Source organism: Haloplanus salinarum (assembly GCF_009762275.1).
Lineage (GTDB): Archaea > Halobacteriota > Halobacteria > Halobacteriales > Haloferacaceae > Haloplanus > Haloplanus salinarum.
Map to the genome: position 1 here is coordinate 1,136,067 of NZ_CP034345.1, position 15,441 is coordinate 1,151,507.

18 protein-coding genes and 2 pseudogenes are annotated in these 15,441 nt (G+C 69.0%); 12 read left to right on the forward strand and 8 right to left on the reverse strand.

What is annotated here, in order from left to right:
• Window positions 1–13: 13 nt before the first annotated feature.
• A complete protein-coding gene (locus EI982_RS07110) occupies window positions 14–631 on the forward strand; it encodes an SIS domain-containing protein (protein WP_157688864.1) in 618 nt (205 codons plus the stop codon).
• 227 nt (window positions 632–858) lie between these two features.
• Entirely contained in the window at window positions 859–2,232 is a 1,374-nt protein-coding gene (locus EI982_RS07115; protein WP_157688865.1) for an MEDS domain-containing protein, read from the forward strand.
• A 173-nt stretch (window positions 2,233–2,405) separates the two neighbouring features.
• Here EI982_RS07115 and EI982_RS07120 read toward each other — a convergent pair.
• The 3 genes and pseudogenes from EI982_RS07120 to EI982_RS07125 all read right to left on the reverse strand — a co-directional run.
• A pseudogene (locus EI982_RS07120) lies at window positions 2,406–2,973 on the reverse strand (NAD-dependent epimerase/dehydratase family protein); the annotation flags it as partial.
• A gap of 246 nt (window positions 2,974–3,219) precedes the next feature.
• Entirely contained in the window at window positions 3,220–3,372 is a 153-nt protein-coding gene (locus EI982_RS18315) for a DUF7563 family protein (RefSeq protein ID WP_199243758.1), read from the reverse strand.
• Between the two features lie 147 nt (window positions 3,373–3,519).
• Window positions 3,520–3,882 (reverse strand): annotated as a pseudogene (locus tag EI982_RS07125) (CBS domain-containing protein); the annotation flags it as partial.
• A 117-nt stretch (window positions 3,883–3,999) separates the two neighbouring features.
• Between EI982_RS07125 and EI982_RS19135 the strand changes: the two are divergent.
• Window positions 4,000–4,218, forward strand: a complete 219-nt coding sequence (locus EI982_RS19135) for a hypothetical protein (RefSeq protein WP_394352062.1) — start codon at window positions 4,000–4,002, stop codon at window positions 4,216–4,218.
• Between the two features lie 350 nt (window positions 4,219–4,568).
• Here the strand turns inward: EI982_RS19135 and EI982_RS07135 are convergent, their stop codons facing one another.
• Window positions 4,569–4,724 carry a hypothetical protein gene (locus EI982_RS07135; protein ID WP_157688867.1) on the reverse strand — a complete coding sequence of 52 codons (156 nt, stop codon included), beginning with the start codon at window positions 4,722–4,724 and terminating at the stop codon, window positions 4,569–4,571.
• 144 nt (window positions 4,725–4,868) lie between these two features.
• Between EI982_RS07135 and EI982_RS07140 the strand changes: the two genes are divergently transcribed.
• Window positions 4,869–5,189, forward strand: a complete 321-nt coding sequence (locus EI982_RS07140; RefSeq protein WP_157688868.1) for a DdfA family disk-determining factor — start codon at window positions 4,869–4,871, stop codon at window positions 5,187–5,189.
• 46 nt (window positions 5,190–5,235) lie between these two features.
• Here EI982_RS07140 and EI982_RS07145 read toward each other — a convergent pair whose 3' ends face one another.
• Entirely contained in the window at window positions 5,236–6,039 is an 804-nt protein-coding gene (locus tag EI982_RS07145; RefSeq protein WP_157688869.1) for a TrmB family transcriptional regulator, read from the reverse strand.
• 382 nt (window positions 6,040–6,421) lie between these two features.
• Between EI982_RS07145 and EI982_RS07150 the strand changes: the two genes are divergently transcribed.
• Window positions 6,422–7,222: a TrmB family transcriptional regulator gene (locus EI982_RS07150; RefSeq protein WP_157688870.1), complete on the forward strand. Its 801-nt coding sequence runs from the start codon at window positions 6,422–6,424 to the stop codon at window positions 7,220–7,222.
• 14 nt (window positions 7,223–7,236) lie between these two features.
• On the opposite strand, the gene EI982_RS07155 is transcribed toward EI982_RS07150, so the two are convergent.
• On the reverse strand, window positions 7,237–7,413 hold the full coding sequence (locus tag EI982_RS07155) for a hypothetical protein (RefSeq protein WP_157688871.1): 177 nt from the start codon (window positions 7,411–7,413) through the stop codon (window positions 7,237–7,239).
• Between the two features lie 416 nt (window positions 7,414–7,829).
• Between EI982_RS07155 and EI982_RS07160 the strand changes: the two genes are divergently transcribed.
• The 5 genes from EI982_RS07160 (at window position 7,830) to EI982_RS07180 (ending at window position 11,539) form a co-directional block, all read left to right on the forward strand.
• A complete protein-coding gene (locus EI982_RS07160; RefSeq protein ID WP_157688872.1) occupies window positions 7,830–8,039 on the forward strand; it encodes a hypothetical protein in 210 nt (69 codons plus the stop codon).
• Between the two features lie 80 nt (window positions 8,040–8,119).
• The gene (locus EI982_RS07165; protein WP_157688873.1) at window positions 8,120–8,536 is read left to right on the forward strand and encodes a cobalamin B12-binding domain-containing protein; all 417 of its coding nucleotides are present in this window, start codon (window positions 8,120–8,122) and stop codon (window positions 8,534–8,536) included.
• Complete coding sequence (meaB, locus tag EI982_RS07170; RefSeq protein ID WP_157688874.1) at window positions 8,533–9,597, forward strand: methylmalonyl Co-A mutase-associated GTPase MeaB; 1,065 nt, start codon at window positions 8,533–8,535, stop codon at window positions 9,595–9,597. Before EI982_RS07165 ends, meaB begins: the two co-directional genes overlap by 4 nt.
• Before the next feature lie 52 nt (window positions 9,598–9,649).
• Complete coding sequence (locus EI982_RS07175) at window positions 9,650–10,561, forward strand: hypothetical protein (protein WP_157688875.1); 912 nt, start codon at window positions 9,650–9,652, stop codon at window positions 10,559–10,561.
• A gap of 54 nt (window positions 10,562–10,615) precedes the next feature.
• Window positions 10,616–11,539, forward strand: a complete 924-nt coding sequence (locus tag EI982_RS07180; RefSeq protein WP_157688876.1) for an alpha/beta fold hydrolase — start codon at window positions 10,616–10,618, stop codon at window positions 11,537–11,539.
• Here the strand turns inward: EI982_RS07180 and EI982_RS07185 are convergent, their stop codons facing one another.
• Window positions 11,540–11,920, reverse strand: coding sequence for a Zn-ribbon domain-containing OB-fold protein (locus EI982_RS07185; protein WP_157688877.1), 381 nt, complete (start codon window positions 11,918–11,920; stop codon window positions 11,540–11,542). It lies immediately after the preceding gene.
• Entirely contained in the window at window positions 11,917–13,083 is a 1,167-nt protein-coding gene (locus tag EI982_RS07190; RefSeq protein ID WP_157688878.1) for a thiolase domain-containing protein, read from the reverse strand. Before EI982_RS07190 ends, EI982_RS07185 begins: the two co-directional genes overlap by 4 nt.
• A 183-nt stretch (window positions 13,084–13,266) precedes the next feature.
• Between EI982_RS07190 and EI982_RS07195 the strand changes: the two genes are divergently transcribed.
• Both EI982_RS07195 and EI982_RS07200 read left to right on the forward strand, forming a co-directional pair.
• Window positions 13,267–14,565, forward strand: a complete 1,299-nt coding sequence (locus EI982_RS07195) for a M28 family metallopeptidase (protein ID WP_157688879.1) — start codon at window positions 13,267–13,269, stop codon at window positions 14,563–14,565.
• Between the two features lie 100 nt (window positions 14,566–14,665).
• Window positions 14,666–15,409: an NAD(+)/NADH kinase gene (locus tag EI982_RS07200; protein WP_157688880.1), complete on the forward strand. Its 744-nt coding sequence runs from the start codon at window positions 14,666–14,668 to the stop codon at window positions 15,407–15,409.
• Window positions 15,410–15,441: the final 32 nt, after the last annotated feature.

Consider the following 15,441-nt stretch of genomic DNA (forward strand, 5'->3'; position numbering starts at 1 on the left):
GACCGCCGGTCGAGTGGCCCTCGGCCCCGGCAGCGATGGGGTTCCCGTCGTGTCGGAGGTTCGCCGTGATCGTTCCGGCGCCGAGGTTCGTCTCCGGCCCGAGGGGGCGTTCGCCGACGTCTCGAACGTCCACTTCGTCGCGTGTGGCGCCTCCTATCACGCCGCCGTGTACGGCGAACACCTGCTCTCGAAGTGGGGCATCCCCGCGTCGGCGTTCTTAGCGAGCGAGTACGCCGTGTATCCGCGGCCGGTCGACGACGGGACCCCCGTGATCTGCGTGACACAGAACGGCGAGACGGCCGACACGAAGCGAACGACCCCTATCATCCCGCAGTGGAAGACAACCCCGGCGACCGATACGGCGACTCCCCTCGTTCCCGACAGCCACGTGACGGCGACACGAACACGCGATACGCGGAGCCCGCCACTGACCGAGAACCGCGCGGTGTCAAGGGTTCGACCGCCTCCGCCCCGGGAACTCGGTGTTCGGCGGCGCCGCGACCACCGCGAGTTCGTCCCGCTTCGAAAGGCGTGGTACGCACGACTGGACGACGATCACCCCGTCGAACGCGAGCCGATCGAACAGGGGTTCGGCACGCATCCCCGGTTCCGGCTACCGATCACCGTATAGCGCGACGCCTCACCAGTCACACGCGGAGGGACGGTCGTCCGTGATTCCGCGGGAGACGGACTGCCGAATACGGAGGCTGCGTTCAGCGTCCCGGACTCGAGTAGTTCGTGAAGGAGGTGTCCAATCGACCGGTCACTGAGCCTGCGAAGCCATCAAGGGGACCGTTCTCAGACCCCCTATTGTCCAATAGCACAGTTTTATCAATTCATCTCAACAGAGATATAACGATGGAACGACCCGAGGCGCAGTTCGTCCCCGAGACGACACGCCAGGCGACTGCCGCGGACCTCCGCGCAGAGCTCGGGTCCCATGATCTGCCACGTCACCTCGCACTCTTCTACCGATCGAACGAATCCCAGTTAGATGCCACCACGGCCTTCCTCGTCGAGGGTCTCCAGTCCGGCTATCGCTGTGTCTATCTGCTCGACGTCAACACCGCTGGCGACATCGAATCGGCACTCCGGCGGGCCAATGTCGACGTCGAACGACGGATCGACGCTGGCGACCTCGTCGTCCGAGACGCCGAAGATGTCTACCTCGAATCCGGCTTCGAACCCACGGAGATGATTAGGACACTCGAAACCGAAGCCAACGCTAGTGTCGCGGACGGCTACGAAGGGTTGTGGGTCGCTGGCGAGAACTCGTGGTGTTTCCACACCGAGCTGTCGTTCGACCATATCGTCGACTTCGAAGCGGACTTCGATGCCGCCTGCCCGGACCTCCCGGTCACCGCACTCTGCCAGTACGACCTCGACCGCTTCAACGGAACGTCGGCCGCCAAGGCCCTCCGAACCCACGAACGGATCATCTACCGCAATCAGCTCTGTAAGAACCCCTTCTACATCCCACCCGAGGACTACCGCTCGACCGAGAGCTCGGAGCTGAACGCACAACTGATGCTGGAGCAAGCGTATTCGCTGACGAACGCCCGCCGCGACATCGACGAGCGCGAACAACGGCTGGGCATCGTCAACCGCGTGCTTCGGCACAACATCCGCAACGATCTGAACCTCGTGAAGGGGACGCTCGAACTGGTAGACGAGACGGAGTCGTTGTCCGCCGAGAGCCACCGGCAACTAGTGATCGCCATCGAGCATGCTGAGTCGGTCGTCGAGATGGCGGAGAAAGCCCGCCACATTCAACAAACGACGGGTGAGACGGCGGTCGAGCCACAGCAGCTTGGCCCACTCATCGAGACGGCCATCCAAGAAGTAACCGACGAATATGCTACTGCCGACGTCCAGTTCTCCGGGACGAACGGTGTGACCGTGCTTGCCGACGAGAATCTCGACGTCGCGTTGTATGAGGCCATCGAGAACGGGATTATCCATCAGGACATGGACGCTCCAACGGTTGTCGTCTCCGTCTCAACGCCAAGTGAAGACACGGCCCGGATCGAGATTCGGAACGAAGGAGCGATTCCCGACTTGGAACGGTCGACACTAGTGAAGGGAGCGGAGACCCCGTTAGAGCATTCGAGTGGGCTCGGCCTCTGGCTAATCAAATGGATCGTCGAGAACGCCCATGGGTCGATCGAATTCCCGGACTCGAACGCAGGCGAGGCACGCCTACGGATCGAATTATACCGGGTGCCCTCGTAGGGGCCCGCTATTCACTACGCTGTCGATTGACTCGTTGGTCCGTAGTGAGCGATCGTAATCGGGGAACACCGTCGGGCTGCATACGCGCTCCGTATTCACCACGGCCACTCGGACCGCTCACCGGTCGAGAGGGTGTTCGTGTCCGTTCCTCCGGCCGGGACGGTCACGACGTTTCAGAGCCCGTCTACCGTCGTCAGCCCCTCGGCCAGCGGGACGTCCGCGTCGAAGCCGAGTCGTTCGCGTGCGGCGGTCGTCCCGGCGCGACCGTGTCGGATGTCGCCCTCCCGGCCGTCGACGTAGCGGATCGACGACGACGACCCGGCCAGGTCGCGGATCCGTTCGGCCAGGGACGCGACCGTGACGCTCTCGCCGGTGCCGACGTTGTACGCGGCGCCGACGTGCGGTGTCGTCGCCGCCCGGAGGTTCGCGCGCACGATATCGTCGACGTGGACGAAATCGCGGGTCTGTTCGCCGTCCCCGTGGACGGTGATGGGGTCGTCCGCCAGCGCCTGTTCGACGAACGTGGTGATGACGCCGCTGTAGTCGCCTCCGGGCTGTCCGGGGCGGTACGCGTTGAAATACCGCAGGGCGACGGACGTCGTACAGCGACGCGTAGAGGCGGACGTACTGATCGGCGGTGTATTTGCTCACGCCGTACGGCGACGTCGGGTGTTCCTCGTCGACCGGCACGTAGTCGGGGTGGCCGTAGACCGCCGCGCTCGACGCGAAGACGACGCGTGCGAGCTGATCGAGGATTTCGTCACACCGGCGCTCGAGAGCCTCCGATTCCATAGCCCACTACCGCGTCCACAGCGTCATTGTCATGCCCGGGCTACGGGAGAGATCCGGCAGGCCCACCGGTAGCGTCGGGGGGATTCGCCGCCCGCCGGTCGCCGGCCGCGGGCCGACGTCACGGGCGAGCGCCCCTGACGGTGTCGGCCCGGTCGTGCGGGCCGAGCGGGCGTCCGGATCGGCGGCAGGAAGGGACTACCGCTTCGAGCGCGCAGCGCGGGCCTCGCTCCCGTCCCGGACCAAGTCCTCACACCGCGGACAGACCCGCACGGTGTCGAGGTGGGTCGGTGAAAACACGCGAACGTACTGCTCCGTCACGACGGACTCGCAGTTGTCACACTTCGGCATATCGGCTCCAGAATGCTCATCGTGTTAATTCATCACACTCACTCGATTCATCATTCTCATCATCTCAGTGACAGTCTGGCGGGTCGACGTCGCCCACCCGGTCACCGATGTCGTCCCGAGCTCACTGCCCTGCGGGTCCCGAAGCCGTCACCCGCCGAGCCACCACCCGTAGAGGTGTTCCGCCGCTCGGTCGTCGGACGGCTTCTTCGGCCGACGGCAGGTCTTCCCCTTGAGGATCTGCCGCTCGGCTTTGTTCGCGGCCAGTCCGAGCGCGTGTGACGCACCGTACCCCTCCCCGTGGGCCGTGAAGTAACCCCGGTCGGTCGTCAGTCGAATCCGTGCGAGCACCAGCGGCACGCCTCGGGACCGCTCGTCGTGTTCCTGGAGTTCGATGCTGGCTTTGATCAGGCTCATCTCGCCGTACTTCGCGGCCACGTCCTCGATCTCATCGTCGAGGAGGGTTCCATGACCGAGTTCGTGGCTCCGATAGGCACGAACGGCTGGCCGGTCGAGAACTGTGCCACCGTCTTCGCCGAGACCGACACGTTCCTCGAGACCGCACGGACGGTGGCGTTGTCCCGCGACGGCGCGGTCGTCGTTCACCGCGACGGTACCATCGCGGAGGGGATGGTGCGAGTCGATCAGCTCTCGCCCGGCGAGCGCCGACGGACCGACGAGCTTCCCCACGCGGGGTGGATGGGCGCCCGTCACATGAGCGCGCTGGAAACCTCGATCCGCGAGGAGGTGATCGCCGCCATCACGCTGAGCGAGGAGAACGGGCGGGTGACGGTCTTCACCGACGGCACGTTCGAGGATTTCCCGGCGACGTCCCTGCTGGCCGATTGATTGGCGGCGGGACGCGTCGCTCGCGGCGGGTCCCATCGACGGCTGTGTCTCCCCGTGAACGTCATCCACGACACGCGATGGTGGGTGGCGGAACCGCCGTTCGGTTCGGCGTGCTCGTCGCGGCGGCCGCGGGCCGCTGGATCGGTGCCCGTCGCTTCGGCCGTCGGCGCTGACCGTCGGTCTCACCCACGTCGCCGCGGGCATCGCCACCCTAGAATCGGTGGTCACCGCCGACCCGGCACTCGAGGGGTCCGGGACGTCGCAGTCGGCGACGCCGTCGACTCCGACGGTCGCCAGTTCGCCCCGAGGGGGTGGTGGTCGCGAGCAGGACGAGCACACCGAGGATGGCCTCACGCCGGTCGCATCACCACCAGCCCGGTCCCCGAGACCGCGGCCGGATCACTTCCCCTCGCGCTCGCGCCGAAGTGATCCTCGAACCGCTCGACCGGGGTCGTGAACGGCTCCGCGCCACCGAGGTTCGACGACGGACTCGAAGGGGGTGCCACCGAGACACGGCCGTGGGTTCAGCTCACGCGTCGTCCCAGGGGTTCCGTGTCGACAAACACCGCCCTTCCGTCGGATTCGAACATTGTTTTGATAATCTGGGTGAAATTCGGACGCGTTTTCAGCGTCTACCGCGTTGGGACAGCATGGAGTACGACATCGGACCGAACGAGTCGACGAGTACGGCCGTGGTGCGTGCGGTGAGTGCGGTCGAAGGCCGCGACCCACGGTCGATGCGGCCGCTCACTGACGTACTCGATCCGGACGCGCTGGACGCCCTGTTCGGTCCCCGACACGACGGAACCCCCCGGCCGGGTGGCAGTCTCACGTTCGTCTACAGCAGGTGCCGGGTCACGGTCGACAACGGGGAGTACCTCACGCTCCACCCGATCGATCCCCGGACCCGCGACCGACGCGACGCCGAGATCGTCGAGGCGGACCTCGGTGACGAATCGGCGACCGGGTGACGAGCGAGCGTGCGCACTGCCGGGTAGAACGTCGCCCCGGACGGTGTCAGACGGCGGGATCGCGCTGGGTTAGGAGTCCCTGTGCCATGAGTCGGCGGGCGATCACGACGAGGCCGTTCCCGAACCCCTCCCCGAAGATGGCCTGTTCGGCCTTCGAATCCGGCATGATGGAACTGACGAGGATCGTCGAGCGGTCGACCAGCAACAGACGGCCGATCGCGGTCTCGTCCTGGCTACCGGTCGCACCGTGTAACCACTCCAGTCCGGAGATGAACGTCGTGGCGTCGGGGACGGCGGCCTGAATCCGTTCCTGGAGCGGTTCGGTCAGGGCACCGATGAGCAACTCGACGCCGTTCCCGACCTCGTTGAGGGTGGCGACGAGGTCCTCGGTCAGCAGCGATTCGTCGCCGATGACGAGGACGATTTCGTCGGTGGCCGTCTCGATGAGCTCTTCAGTCCGGTTTTCGATCGCGTCGTTTCCGGCCATCGCCCACACCTGCTGGACCGGTTCCTCGTCGTCGCTGTCGACGATTTCGACCGTGTCGAGGGCGTCGTGCAGGCGTTCGACGCGGGCCTCGTACTGGTCGCGGAGCGTCTCGGTCGCCTCGTCCAGCGAGACGGCGCGGAACTGCTGTGGATTCGAATGCTGAATCTGGACCAGCCCCTGTGCTTCCAGCACACGGATCGCGTCGTACACCCGCGTCCGGGGCACTTCGGTCATCTCGCTGAGTCTCTTCGCCGTGCCGGTCTCTAACTGAGACAACCCCACGTAACACCGTGCCTCGTACTCCTTCAGCCCGAGTTGCTGGAGTGCTTCGATCGCTTCTTCTATGTTTTCGGATACGTTCATTGTGTCCCAACTGTCCCATTCAAACGGCGTCAGACTAATCGTTAGGACGGGGCTACTGATAGTGTTTGTCACTCAAACCGTAAATCCAACACCTTCGTCACACTCACCCGCTCCGCTATGCCGACGTAAACCACCGTGGGGCCCCGAATACGGATCGGCTGTCACCTGACGAGTTACGGGCGACTGCCGATCGAAGAGTACGGCGCTGAAAGGTGATCGCTCCGGCGGCCCAGATATTTCACCCGTTTTATCACAACATCTATATCCCGGACGGGGCCATAGGTCACAACCGACGGCCGGTGTCGAGCCGCGTCCCGACCGCTCGATGCGGCGTGCCGACCGGCCACCGCACGTGGCGGCGTTCGACGGAACCCCCTCATCGATGACCACCGACCCCAGCCAAGACCCGCAGTCCGCCGCCATCGAGCAACTCGAACAGTTCGGCTTGAGTTCGTACGCCGCACGGACGTTCGTCGCGCTCGCCAGCCTCGGCACCGGGACGGCCAGAGACGTCAGTGAGGCGTCCGAAGTGCCACGAACCCGCGTGTACGACGCCATCGACGAACTCCACGACCGGGGACTCGTCGACGTCCAGCAGTCCTCGCCCAAACGGTTCTGGGCCATCTCCGCCGAAACCGCGAGCCGGTCCTTCGAACACGAACTCCGACACCGGACGGACGTCCTGCGGACCGCACTGACCGAACTGGAACCGATCGAGCGGCGGGACTCACAGCGCGGCGTCTGGACGGTCGACGGCCAGCCCGCAGTCACGGAACGGGTCGTGGAGTTTTTCGGCGACGCGGAGTCGGAGATCGTCTACATGACGGTCGGGGAGTTGCTCACCGACGGCCTGATCGAGGCGCTGAGCGGCGCCGCGGAACGGGACGTCTCGATCAAGCTCGGCGGCGTTTCGGCGGACGTCCAGGAGCGTATTCAAGACGAGATCCCCGGGGCGACGATGTTCGAGTCGCTGTGGGTCTGGTCGGAGACGCCGGCCGCCCGGCTCATGATGATCGACGGGGAGAAGACGCTCGTGAGCGCGCTCGTCAACGGGGTGGACGCGAGCCCCTCCGACGCGCGCTCTGAGACCGCCATCTGGGGCGAAGGCGAGGCAAACAGTCTGGTCGCCGTGCTGAAAGCGATCTTCACGTGGCGACTCGACGCCGTTGAGAGGGATACCTGAACATCCCGAGCGGTCTATCCGACCGGGTCGACGCCGGCGTCGCCCGCGCGCTCGTCGGCCTCGTCCGGAAGGTAGCCGTGGGGCAACGCGTCACGTCGGGCCGCAAGCGCCGCGAGGACGGGGTCGACCGCCTCGAAATCGTCCCCTCGCCGCACGGTCCCGGTCTCCCGGTCCCACGTGACGAGGTCCATCTCCTCCAGGAGCGGGAGGTGGACGTGATGGAGTGGGATCGTTCGTTCCCGGTCGTCTTCCACACCGGCGAACGGGTCCAGGGGCTCCGCGTCACGGAGTTCGATCAGTATCCGGCGGCGGCGACCGTCCGATAGCGCGCATCACCCCGTCGAAATCGTTCACTGTCCGAAGGGATGCGGTGGTTCCCCTTTCAACCCCTCACGTTTCACGGAAAGCTATGTTGTGATTACACGAGTAACGAACCGTCCGACGGTGAACGGTGGATCGGGGAGCGACCGGGCCCGTCGGCGTCTCGCGTTGCTCCAGACCGGAGTACGCCGGTAGGTTCGGCTTTCGCGCTCGGGGGCTGGCGGGGACGGAGCGAAAATCAAGCCGCGCCGACCGCCGTACGTGCCGAGTCGAACGAGGTGGTAGTGTGGCAAGCCTAGGACTGTGGACGAACCTGGCGGGCGTATCGATCAGTATCGTGGGGACGCTACTGCTGTTCGCACACGTGACCAGCGAGTACCACGCGGCCATCGTGGACATCGGCTCGATCGCCGTGGGATACCTCGGTCTGATCCTCCTCGGGGTGGCCGTCTCGATCACGGGGGTTGCGCTCCTGGTGCGCGAGGCGACCGACTGAGACGGACGGCGCGGGTCGGCGTCGGCCGCCGGCACGGGGGCTCCGTTAGAGTCAAACGCCCGTGCGCCGAACGGTAACACATGAGCGCAGGGCAGGAACAGCGGACCATCCGGTGTCTCGTCGCCAAGGTCGGTCTCGACGGCCACGACCGGGGCGCCCACGTCATCGCCCGGGCGTTCCGGGACGCCGGCTTCGAGGTCATCTACTCCGGCCTCCACCGCGCGCCGGAGGAGATCGTCCAGGCGGCGGTCCAGGAGGACGTGGACGTCCTCGGCATCTCCATCCTCTCGGGCGCGCACAACACGCTGGTGCCGACGGTGATCGAGGGGCTGAAGGAGTACGGCGCCTTCGAGGACACCCTCGTCATCGTCGGCGGGATCGTCCCCGACGAGGACCGCGAGGACCTGATGGCGGCGGGCGTCGCCGAGGTGTTCGGCCCGGGGACGCCGATGCAGGACACCATCGACTTCGTCCGCGACAACGTCCCGCACCGATGAGCGAGGCCGACGCCGAGGAACCGGAACTGGTCGCCGACGTCCTCGACGGCGACCACCGAGCGCTCGCCCGCACCATCTCGAAGATCGAGGACCGCGCTCCCGGCTACCGCGACATCGTCTCGGCGCTTCACGCCCACACGGGCGACGCGGAGGTGATCGGCGTCACCGGCAGCCCGGGCGCCGGTAAGTCCACGCTGGTCGACAAACTCGCGAAGACCTACCGGGACCGCGGGCTCACCGTCGGCGTCATCGCGGTCGATCCCTCCTCGCCGTACACGGGCGGGGCGGTCCTCGGCGACCGCATCCGGATGGCCTCGAACGTCGGCGACATGGACGTCTTCTTCCGGTCGATGAGCGCCCGCGGCCAGCTGGGCGGGCTCTCGACGGCCACCGCCGACGCCGTCAAGGCCCTCGACGCCTTCGGCAAGGATCGGATCGTCGTGGAGACGGTCGGCGCCGGCCAGAACGAGGTGGACGTGGTCCGCACCGCCGACAGCGTGGTCGTCCTCGTCCAGCCCGGCAGCGGCGACGACGTCCAGATGCTCAAGGCCGGCATCCTCGAGATCGGCGACGTGTTCGTCGTCAACAAGGCCGACATGGACGGCGCCGCGACCACCGTCTCGGACCTCCGGGAGATGCTCCACATGCGCGACGGGACGACGGCGGGTGCCGGCCACCACGGCGCGGGCACGACGGCCGACGGGAGCGACGGGGACGAGGACGAGGGGTGGGATCCCCGCATCGTCGAGACCGTCGCGACCGAAGGCGAGGGGGTCGCGGCGCTGATCGACGCCCTCGACGCCCACTACGACCACCTCCGGTCGACCGGCGAACTCGACCGGCGCGCGCGGACCCGCACCGCCGAGGAGATCCGGCGGCTACTCCGGTCCGACGCGGCCGATCTCTTGGAGGAGGAGATCGATCGCCACGGCGGGATGGCGACGCTCGTCGACGAGGTGCGCGCCCGCGAGACCGACCCCTACACCGTCGTCGACCGGCTCCTCGACCCCCTCGCCGACTGCGTCCGCGAGCGTCGCGAGCGCGACGACCCGGCCGAGTGACTCCGGTGGTCGTCTCCGATAGGATGAAATCACCGCACGACGAGAGCCGGATATGTCCCTCCGTTCGGCGACGCCGTGGTTCGGCGACCACCCACTCGCGACGGAACTCGCGGCGGTCGTCCTCGCACTGCTGGGCGTCCACCTCTGGCGACGGATCGTGACGGTCCTGGGGCCGGCGGTGTCGAACGCAGTCCCCGTCGGCGGGGATGGCCCCTTCACGGGCGCGCTCCTCCTCGCCGGTCTCGTGGCGTACGCCGGCGCGTACGCGGCCCTCCGCGGCGTCGACGTGGGGCTGGCGCTGCCGACGGGGCGCGACCGACGGCGCCTCGCCCTGGCACTCCTGCTCCCACCGGGGCTCGTCGCCTGCACGAAACTGGTCGGCGACGCCACCGGCGTCCCGTACAACGCGCTCACGACCTCGGCGTGGAGCGCCGGCACGCCCGCGACGACGTTCCTGGCGCTGCTCGGTCCGGGCGTCGTCGTCGGCGCCTGCTCGCTCACCGTCGTCTGCCAACTGCTCGTCCAGGGGACGTTCGAGCGCGTCGTCGACGGCCGGCGGGCGGCCGTCCTGACGACCGTGCTGGCGGCGGTCGTGCTGACCGGGGCACCCGCGGGGCTGACCGCCTTCCCGCGGCCGGGGAAACTCGCGCTCGCGGTCACGTTCGTCGGGACGCTCTGGCTCGCCCTGCACGCCGCCGAGTCCGTCGACAGCGACGCGTTGGCGTTCCTCGCGTACCTCCCCCTCACCGCGGTCCTCGGCCTCGTCGTCGTCTCCTGGGTGGCGGCGACGGACTCGGTCGCGGTACTGCTGTACGGCACCACCCAGGTCGCCGTCCTCTGGACGGCCGCGGACGGCTACGACCGGACCGACTCCCTCCTGTTGCCCGCGGTGGCCTACGGCGCCCTGCTCCTCTCACAGGAGGCGGTCGTCTTCCTCCTCGAAGCCGGGATGCGAAGTTGGTGACGGCCCGGGACCGGCAGCCGGCCGGTATAAGGGCACCGCGTCCGAAGGGCGGGTATGAAGCTCAGACGCCTCGGGGGTGCCCTCCTCGGACTGGGGGCGGCGACCGCCGTCACCGACCGCGTCCTCCGGGACGCGGCGGGCGAACTCGAACCCGCCCTCGACGCGACCGAGCGGACGTACAGCTGGCGGGGGATGGACGTCGCCTACGCGGAGGCCGGCGACCCCGACGACCCGGACCTGGTCTGTCTACACGGGATCAACGCCGCCGGCTCGAGCGGCGAGTTCCGCGAGGTGTTCGGGACGCTCGCGGAGACACACCACGTCGTCGCCCCCGACCTGCCGGGGTTCGGCCGCTCGGATCGGCCGCCGCTTCGCTACTCCGCGGCGCTCTACGAGGACTTCGTCGCCGACTTCCTCGACGAGTTCGACGCGCCGGCGGTCGTCGCGTCGTCGCTCTCCGGTGCCTACGTCGCCCGGGCGCTGACGCCCGGCGTCGACGTCGAATCGCTCGTCCTGGTCTGTCCGACGACCGTCGGCGGTCCGGATCCGCCGAAGACGTGGCTCCGCGAACTCCTGCGTGCGCCGGTCGTCGGGACGGCGCTGTTCGACGCGCTGGTCTCCAAACCCTCGATCCGGTATTTCAACGCCGACCACGCCTACGCCGATCCGGACGTGGTGTCCGCCGAGTGGACCGACTACCAGTGGCGAACCACCCACCAGCCGAACGCCCGCTTTGCCGTCGCCTCCTTCGTCGCCGGCGACTGCAACTCGTCGCTCGACCTCGATGCGACCCTCCGGGACGCGGACGCGCCCGTGACCGTCGTCTGGGGACGCGACGCGACGCTCCCGCCGCTGTCGCGGGGGCGGGAGTTGGCCGAGGCGGCCGACGCGCGGCTGGTCGTGTTCGATCACGCGAAACTCCTGCCGCACGTCGAGTATCCCGAGGAGTTCGTCGAGACGGTCGTTTCGGCCGTCTGATCAGCGCGTCCGCAACACTAGCAGGTCGTCCCCGGTCGTCTCGTTGGTTCCGATGGCCGGTTCGACGACGGTCCCGACGGACACGTCCTCGGGGTCGACCCCGCGGACGACGCCCGTGAGGCGCACGTCGCCGAAGTCGGCGATGGCGGTGGCGTACGGCTCCTCGTCGGCGAAGTCCGGGGCGGCGACGTAACACACCGTGAACGTCTCGACGGTGCCCGTCTCCGGCAGCGGCGTTCGGTCGAGGTCCGGGGAGCCACAGTCGGGACACACCCGCCGGGGCGGGAGCGAGCCGTGTCCCGAGGGACAGACCAGGGAGTAGCCCTCGCCGTCGTCGATGGCTTCGAGCCACTCGTCGTACCCCGCGTTCTCGTCGGTCATCGGTCCACCTCCAGGACGTGGACGACGGCGGAGGCCACCGTCCCGCCCGCGTTGTGGGTGACGCCGACCGTCGCGTCCGAGACGTGGTCGCTGTTGGGGTGATCGCCCCGGAGGAGCCGGGTCATCTCGGCGATCTGACTGCCGCCGGTGGCGCCGACCGGGTGGCCCTTGGCCTTCAGCCCCCCGGAGAGGTTCACGGGACGGTCGCCGGTCGCCGTCGTCTCGCCGCGGCGCGCGGCGCCGATGCCCTCGCCCGTCTCGTAGAAGCCGAGCCCCTCGATGGCCATCACTTCGGCGATGGTGAAGCAGTCGTGGACCTCGACGAGGTCCACGTCGGCGGGTTCGCGGCCCGCCTCGGCGTACGCCTCGCTCGCGGCGCGCTCCGTCGCCGGCGTGACCGCGAGGTGCTCGCGGGACTGGAGGGCGAGGTTGTCGCCGCCCTGTCCGGATCCGGTCACCGACACCGGTGCGTCGAGGTCGTTCGCCTCGGCGTACTCCTCGCTGACGAACACGACGGCGCTCGCGCCGTCGGTCACGGGACAGGCGTCGAGGAGGCCGAGCGGGTCGGCCACCATCGGTGCGTCGAGCGCCTCCTCGACCGTGATCTCGCGGTGGAACTGGGCGTACTCGTTGGGGAGGGCGTTGTCGTGGTTCTTCACCGCGACGTGGGCGAGGTCCTCGCGCGACCCGCCGAACCGATCGAAGTAGGCCCGCGCCATCAGGGCGTACGCGCTGGGGAAGGTGATCCCCGCCCTGATCTCGTAGAGGTCGTCGGCGGCGGTCGCCAGCCCCTCGGTGACGGCCGCCGTCGAGAGGTTGGTCATGCGCTCACAGCCGCCGGCGAGCACCACGTCGGCCTCGCCCGAGCGGACCGTGCGGACGGCCTCGCGGACCGCCACGCCGGCGGAGGCACACGCCTCCTCGTACCGGGTCGCCGGGCAGTTCACCCCGACCATCTCCGCCATCAGCGGTGCCTGGTGGCCCTGGCGCTCGGCCAGCGAGCCCATGAAGTTCCCGTAGTTGATCTCCTCGATTTCGTCCCCGGGGACGCCGGCGTCCTCGCGCGCCGCGAGGGCGGCCTCGGCGAACAGATCGCGACCGGTACGCTCCGGCTGTCGGCCGAACTGCGTCAACCCGACGCCGGCGACTCGAACGCCTGTCATGCCGTGACATAGGCGCACGAGCAGATAAAGACCTGCCGGATTCGGCGCCGCTACCGCACCGTATCGACGGTTTCGCTTCGACGACTGTCACCCGCTGGATCGACGTTCGACGTTCGACGTTCGGGTGTCCGGACGGACCCGCCGGACCGAAACGGTTAGTCGCCCGGGGGAACAGGTGCGCGCATGCACGGCTGGATCGGCGAGACGTTCACGAGCGACGTCGGGTGGTCGCATCTGGAGCGACTGGCCGACATCGGCGACCGGATGGCCGGGAGTCCCGGCGAGCGCGAAGCGCTGACCGCGACCCGCGACGCCCTCGCCGACCTCGGCGCCCGGGACGCACACGTCGAGACGTTCGACGTCCAGGGGTGGGTTCGGGGATCGAGCGGGATCGAGACGCCGAGCGGCGAGACGGAGCCGATCGCCCTGCCGCGGAGTCCCGCCGGCGCCGCGACCGGCCGCCTCGTCGACTGTGGTGACGGCCTGCCCGCGGACTTCGAGACCGACCTCGACGGCGCGGTCGTCGTCGCCTCCTCGACGGTTCCGGACCACTACGACCGGTTCGTCCACCGCCGCGAGAAGTACTACCGCGCCGCCGAGGCCGGCGCCGCCGCCTTCGTCTTCCGCAACGACACGCCCGGCTGTCTGGCGCCCACGGGCAGCGTCGGCACCGACGACACGCCGCTCGGCCCCATCCCCGCGGTCGGCGTCAGCCGGGAGGCCGGCACGCGGCTCGTCCGCCGACACGAGGGCGAGCGCGTCACCGTCCGTGTCGACTGCGAGACACCCGACGCCACGAGCGGCGTCGTCCGTGCCGATATCGGCCCCGACACCGACCGTGCGGTCCACCTGACCAGCCACGTCGACGCCCACGACATCGCCGAGGGCGCCGTCGACAACGCCGCGGGCACGGCCACCGTCCTCGAGGTGGTGCGCGCGCTCCTCGCGCGCGACGCCGACCTCTCCCGGCGGGTCCGGATCGTCTGTTTCGGCGCCGAGGAGGTCGGCCTCCGGGGGTCGAAACGCGAGGCCGAACGGATCGACCCCGACGCCGTCCAGGCGCTGGTCAACTGCGACGGCGTCTGTCGCGGCCGGACGCTCCAGTGGTACACCCACGGCTTCCAGGCGCTCGGCGACGCGGTCAGGGACGTCGCCGACCGCTTCGGCCACCCCGTCTCCGTCCGCCCGAGCCAGCACCCACACAGCGACCACTGGCCCTTCGTCGCGCGCGGGTTCCCCGCGCTGCTCGTCTCGAGCGAGGGCGACGACCGGGGACGGGGCTGGGGACACACCCGCGCGGACACGCTCGACAAACTCGAACGACGGACGCTGCGGGAGGGGGCCATCCTCGTGACGGGCGTCGTCGCCGCCCTCGCGGACGCCGACCGGATCGACCGCCGGTCGCCCGAGGGCGTCGCCGCCGACCTGGAGCGCGAGGACCTCGCGGCCGGCATGCGCGCGACCGGCGACTGGCCGTTCTGAATCGCACGGGCTTTTTACCGTCGTGGGTCGAGGTGTCTCGCATGGAGCGGACGCCTCGCGCGGAGCGACCCGGCAGGGGACGGCCGGAAAACCAGGACGGGTGCGGGCAGTGAACGTCGCCGTCAGGGGCGACGACGGGACCGTCGCGGCGGCGGTGGGCGTCGCCGGGGCGTCGCTCGTCGCCGAGGACGGGGACCGACACGCGGACGTCGTCGTGGCCGTCGGCGACGACGCCGTCCGCTCGGTCACGGCCGATCCGCCGGACGCGCCCGTCCTCCCCGTGACGACCGCGGGGGGTCGACACCGCGTCGCCCGTCCGGCTCTGTCGGGTGCACTCGCCGCGCTGGTCGCGGGCGACGGCCGTCGCGAGTCACATCCCGTCCTCGGCGTTCGTCGCGACGGGGCCGTCGTCGCCCGCGCGCTCCGGGACGTCGCCCTCGTCACCGACGCCCCGGCGAGCATCTCGGAGTACGCCGTCGCGGCGGGAGGGACGCGCCTCGATACCGTCCGGGCCGACGGGATGGTCGTCGCGACGCCGCTCGGCAGCGACGGCTACGCCGCCGCGGCGGGTGGGGCGGTCCTCGAAGCCGGCGCGGGCGTCGCCGTCGTCCCGATTTCGCCGTTCTCGACGGCGCCGGACCACCGCGTCGTCGACCCGGGGACGGGACTCGACCTGTCGGTTGAACGCGAGGGGGCGGTCGCGCTCTTCGCCGACGGCGTCCGCCGCGACACCGTCGACGCCGGGGTCGACCTCCGGATCGAACGCGTCGGCTCGGTCGACCTGGTGACCGCGGACGTCGGCCGCGGCCCCGATGGCCCCGGCGTCGGCACCGATACCGGATAGGAACGGAAAAGTTCTAATGAGTCACCGGCCCA

Excerpts from the sequence above, each read along its gene's own strand:
- EI982_RS07140 (WP_157688868.1), top strand. The coding sequence starts at position 4,869 with ATGGAGTACGACATCGGACCGAACGAGTCGACGAGTACGGCCGTGGTG.
- EI982_RS07185 (WP_157688877.1), bottom strand. The coding sequence starts at position 11,920 with ATGACCGACGAGAACGCGGGGTACGACGAGTGGCTCGAAGCCATCGAC.
- EI982_RS19135 (WP_394352062.1), top strand. The coding sequence starts at position 4,000 with ATGGTGCGAGTCGATCAGCTCTCGCCCGGCGAGCGCCGACGGACCGAC.
- EI982_RS07155 (WP_157688871.1), bottom strand. The coding sequence starts at position 7,413 with ATGGACCTCGTCACGTGGGACCGGGAGACCGGGACCGTGCGGCGAGGG.
- EI982_RS07150 (WP_157688870.1), top strand. The coding sequence starts at position 6,422 with ATGACCACCGACCCCAGCCAAGACCCGCAGTCCGCCGCCATCGAGCAA.
- EI982_RS07190 (WP_157688878.1), bottom strand. The coding sequence starts at position 13,083 with ATGACAGGCGTTCGAGTCGCCGGCGTCGGGTTGACGCAGTTCGGCCGA.
- meaB (WP_157688874.1), top strand. The coding sequence starts at position 8,533 with ATGAGCGAGGCCGACGCCGAGGAACCGGAACTGGTCGCCGACGTCCTC.
- EI982_RS18315 (WP_199243758.1), bottom strand. The coding sequence starts at position 3,372 with ATGCCGAAGTGTGACAACTGCGAGTCCGTCGTGACGGAGCAGTACGTT.
- EI982_RS07195 (WP_157688879.1), top strand. The coding sequence starts at position 13,267 with ATGCACGGCTGGATCGGCGAGACGTTCACGAGCGACGTCGGGTGGTCG.
- EI982_RS07115 (WP_157688865.1), top strand. The coding sequence starts at position 859 with ATGGAACGACCCGAGGCGCAGTTCGTCCCCGAGACGACACGCCAGGCG.
- EI982_RS07165 (WP_157688873.1), top strand. The coding sequence starts at position 8,120 with ATGAGCGCAGGGCAGGAACAGCGGACCATCCGGTGTCTCGTCGCCAAG.
- EI982_RS07175 (WP_157688875.1), top strand. The coding sequence starts at position 9,650 with ATGTCCCTCCGTTCGGCGACGCCGTGGTTCGGCGACCACCCACTCGCG.
- EI982_RS07145 (WP_157688869.1), bottom strand. The coding sequence starts at position 6,039 with ATGAACGTATCCGAAAACATAGAAGAAGCGATCGAAGCACTCCAGCAA.
- EI982_RS07180 (WP_157688876.1), top strand. The coding sequence starts at position 10,616 with ATGAAGCTCAGACGCCTCGGGGGTGCCCTCCTCGGACTGGGGGCGGCG.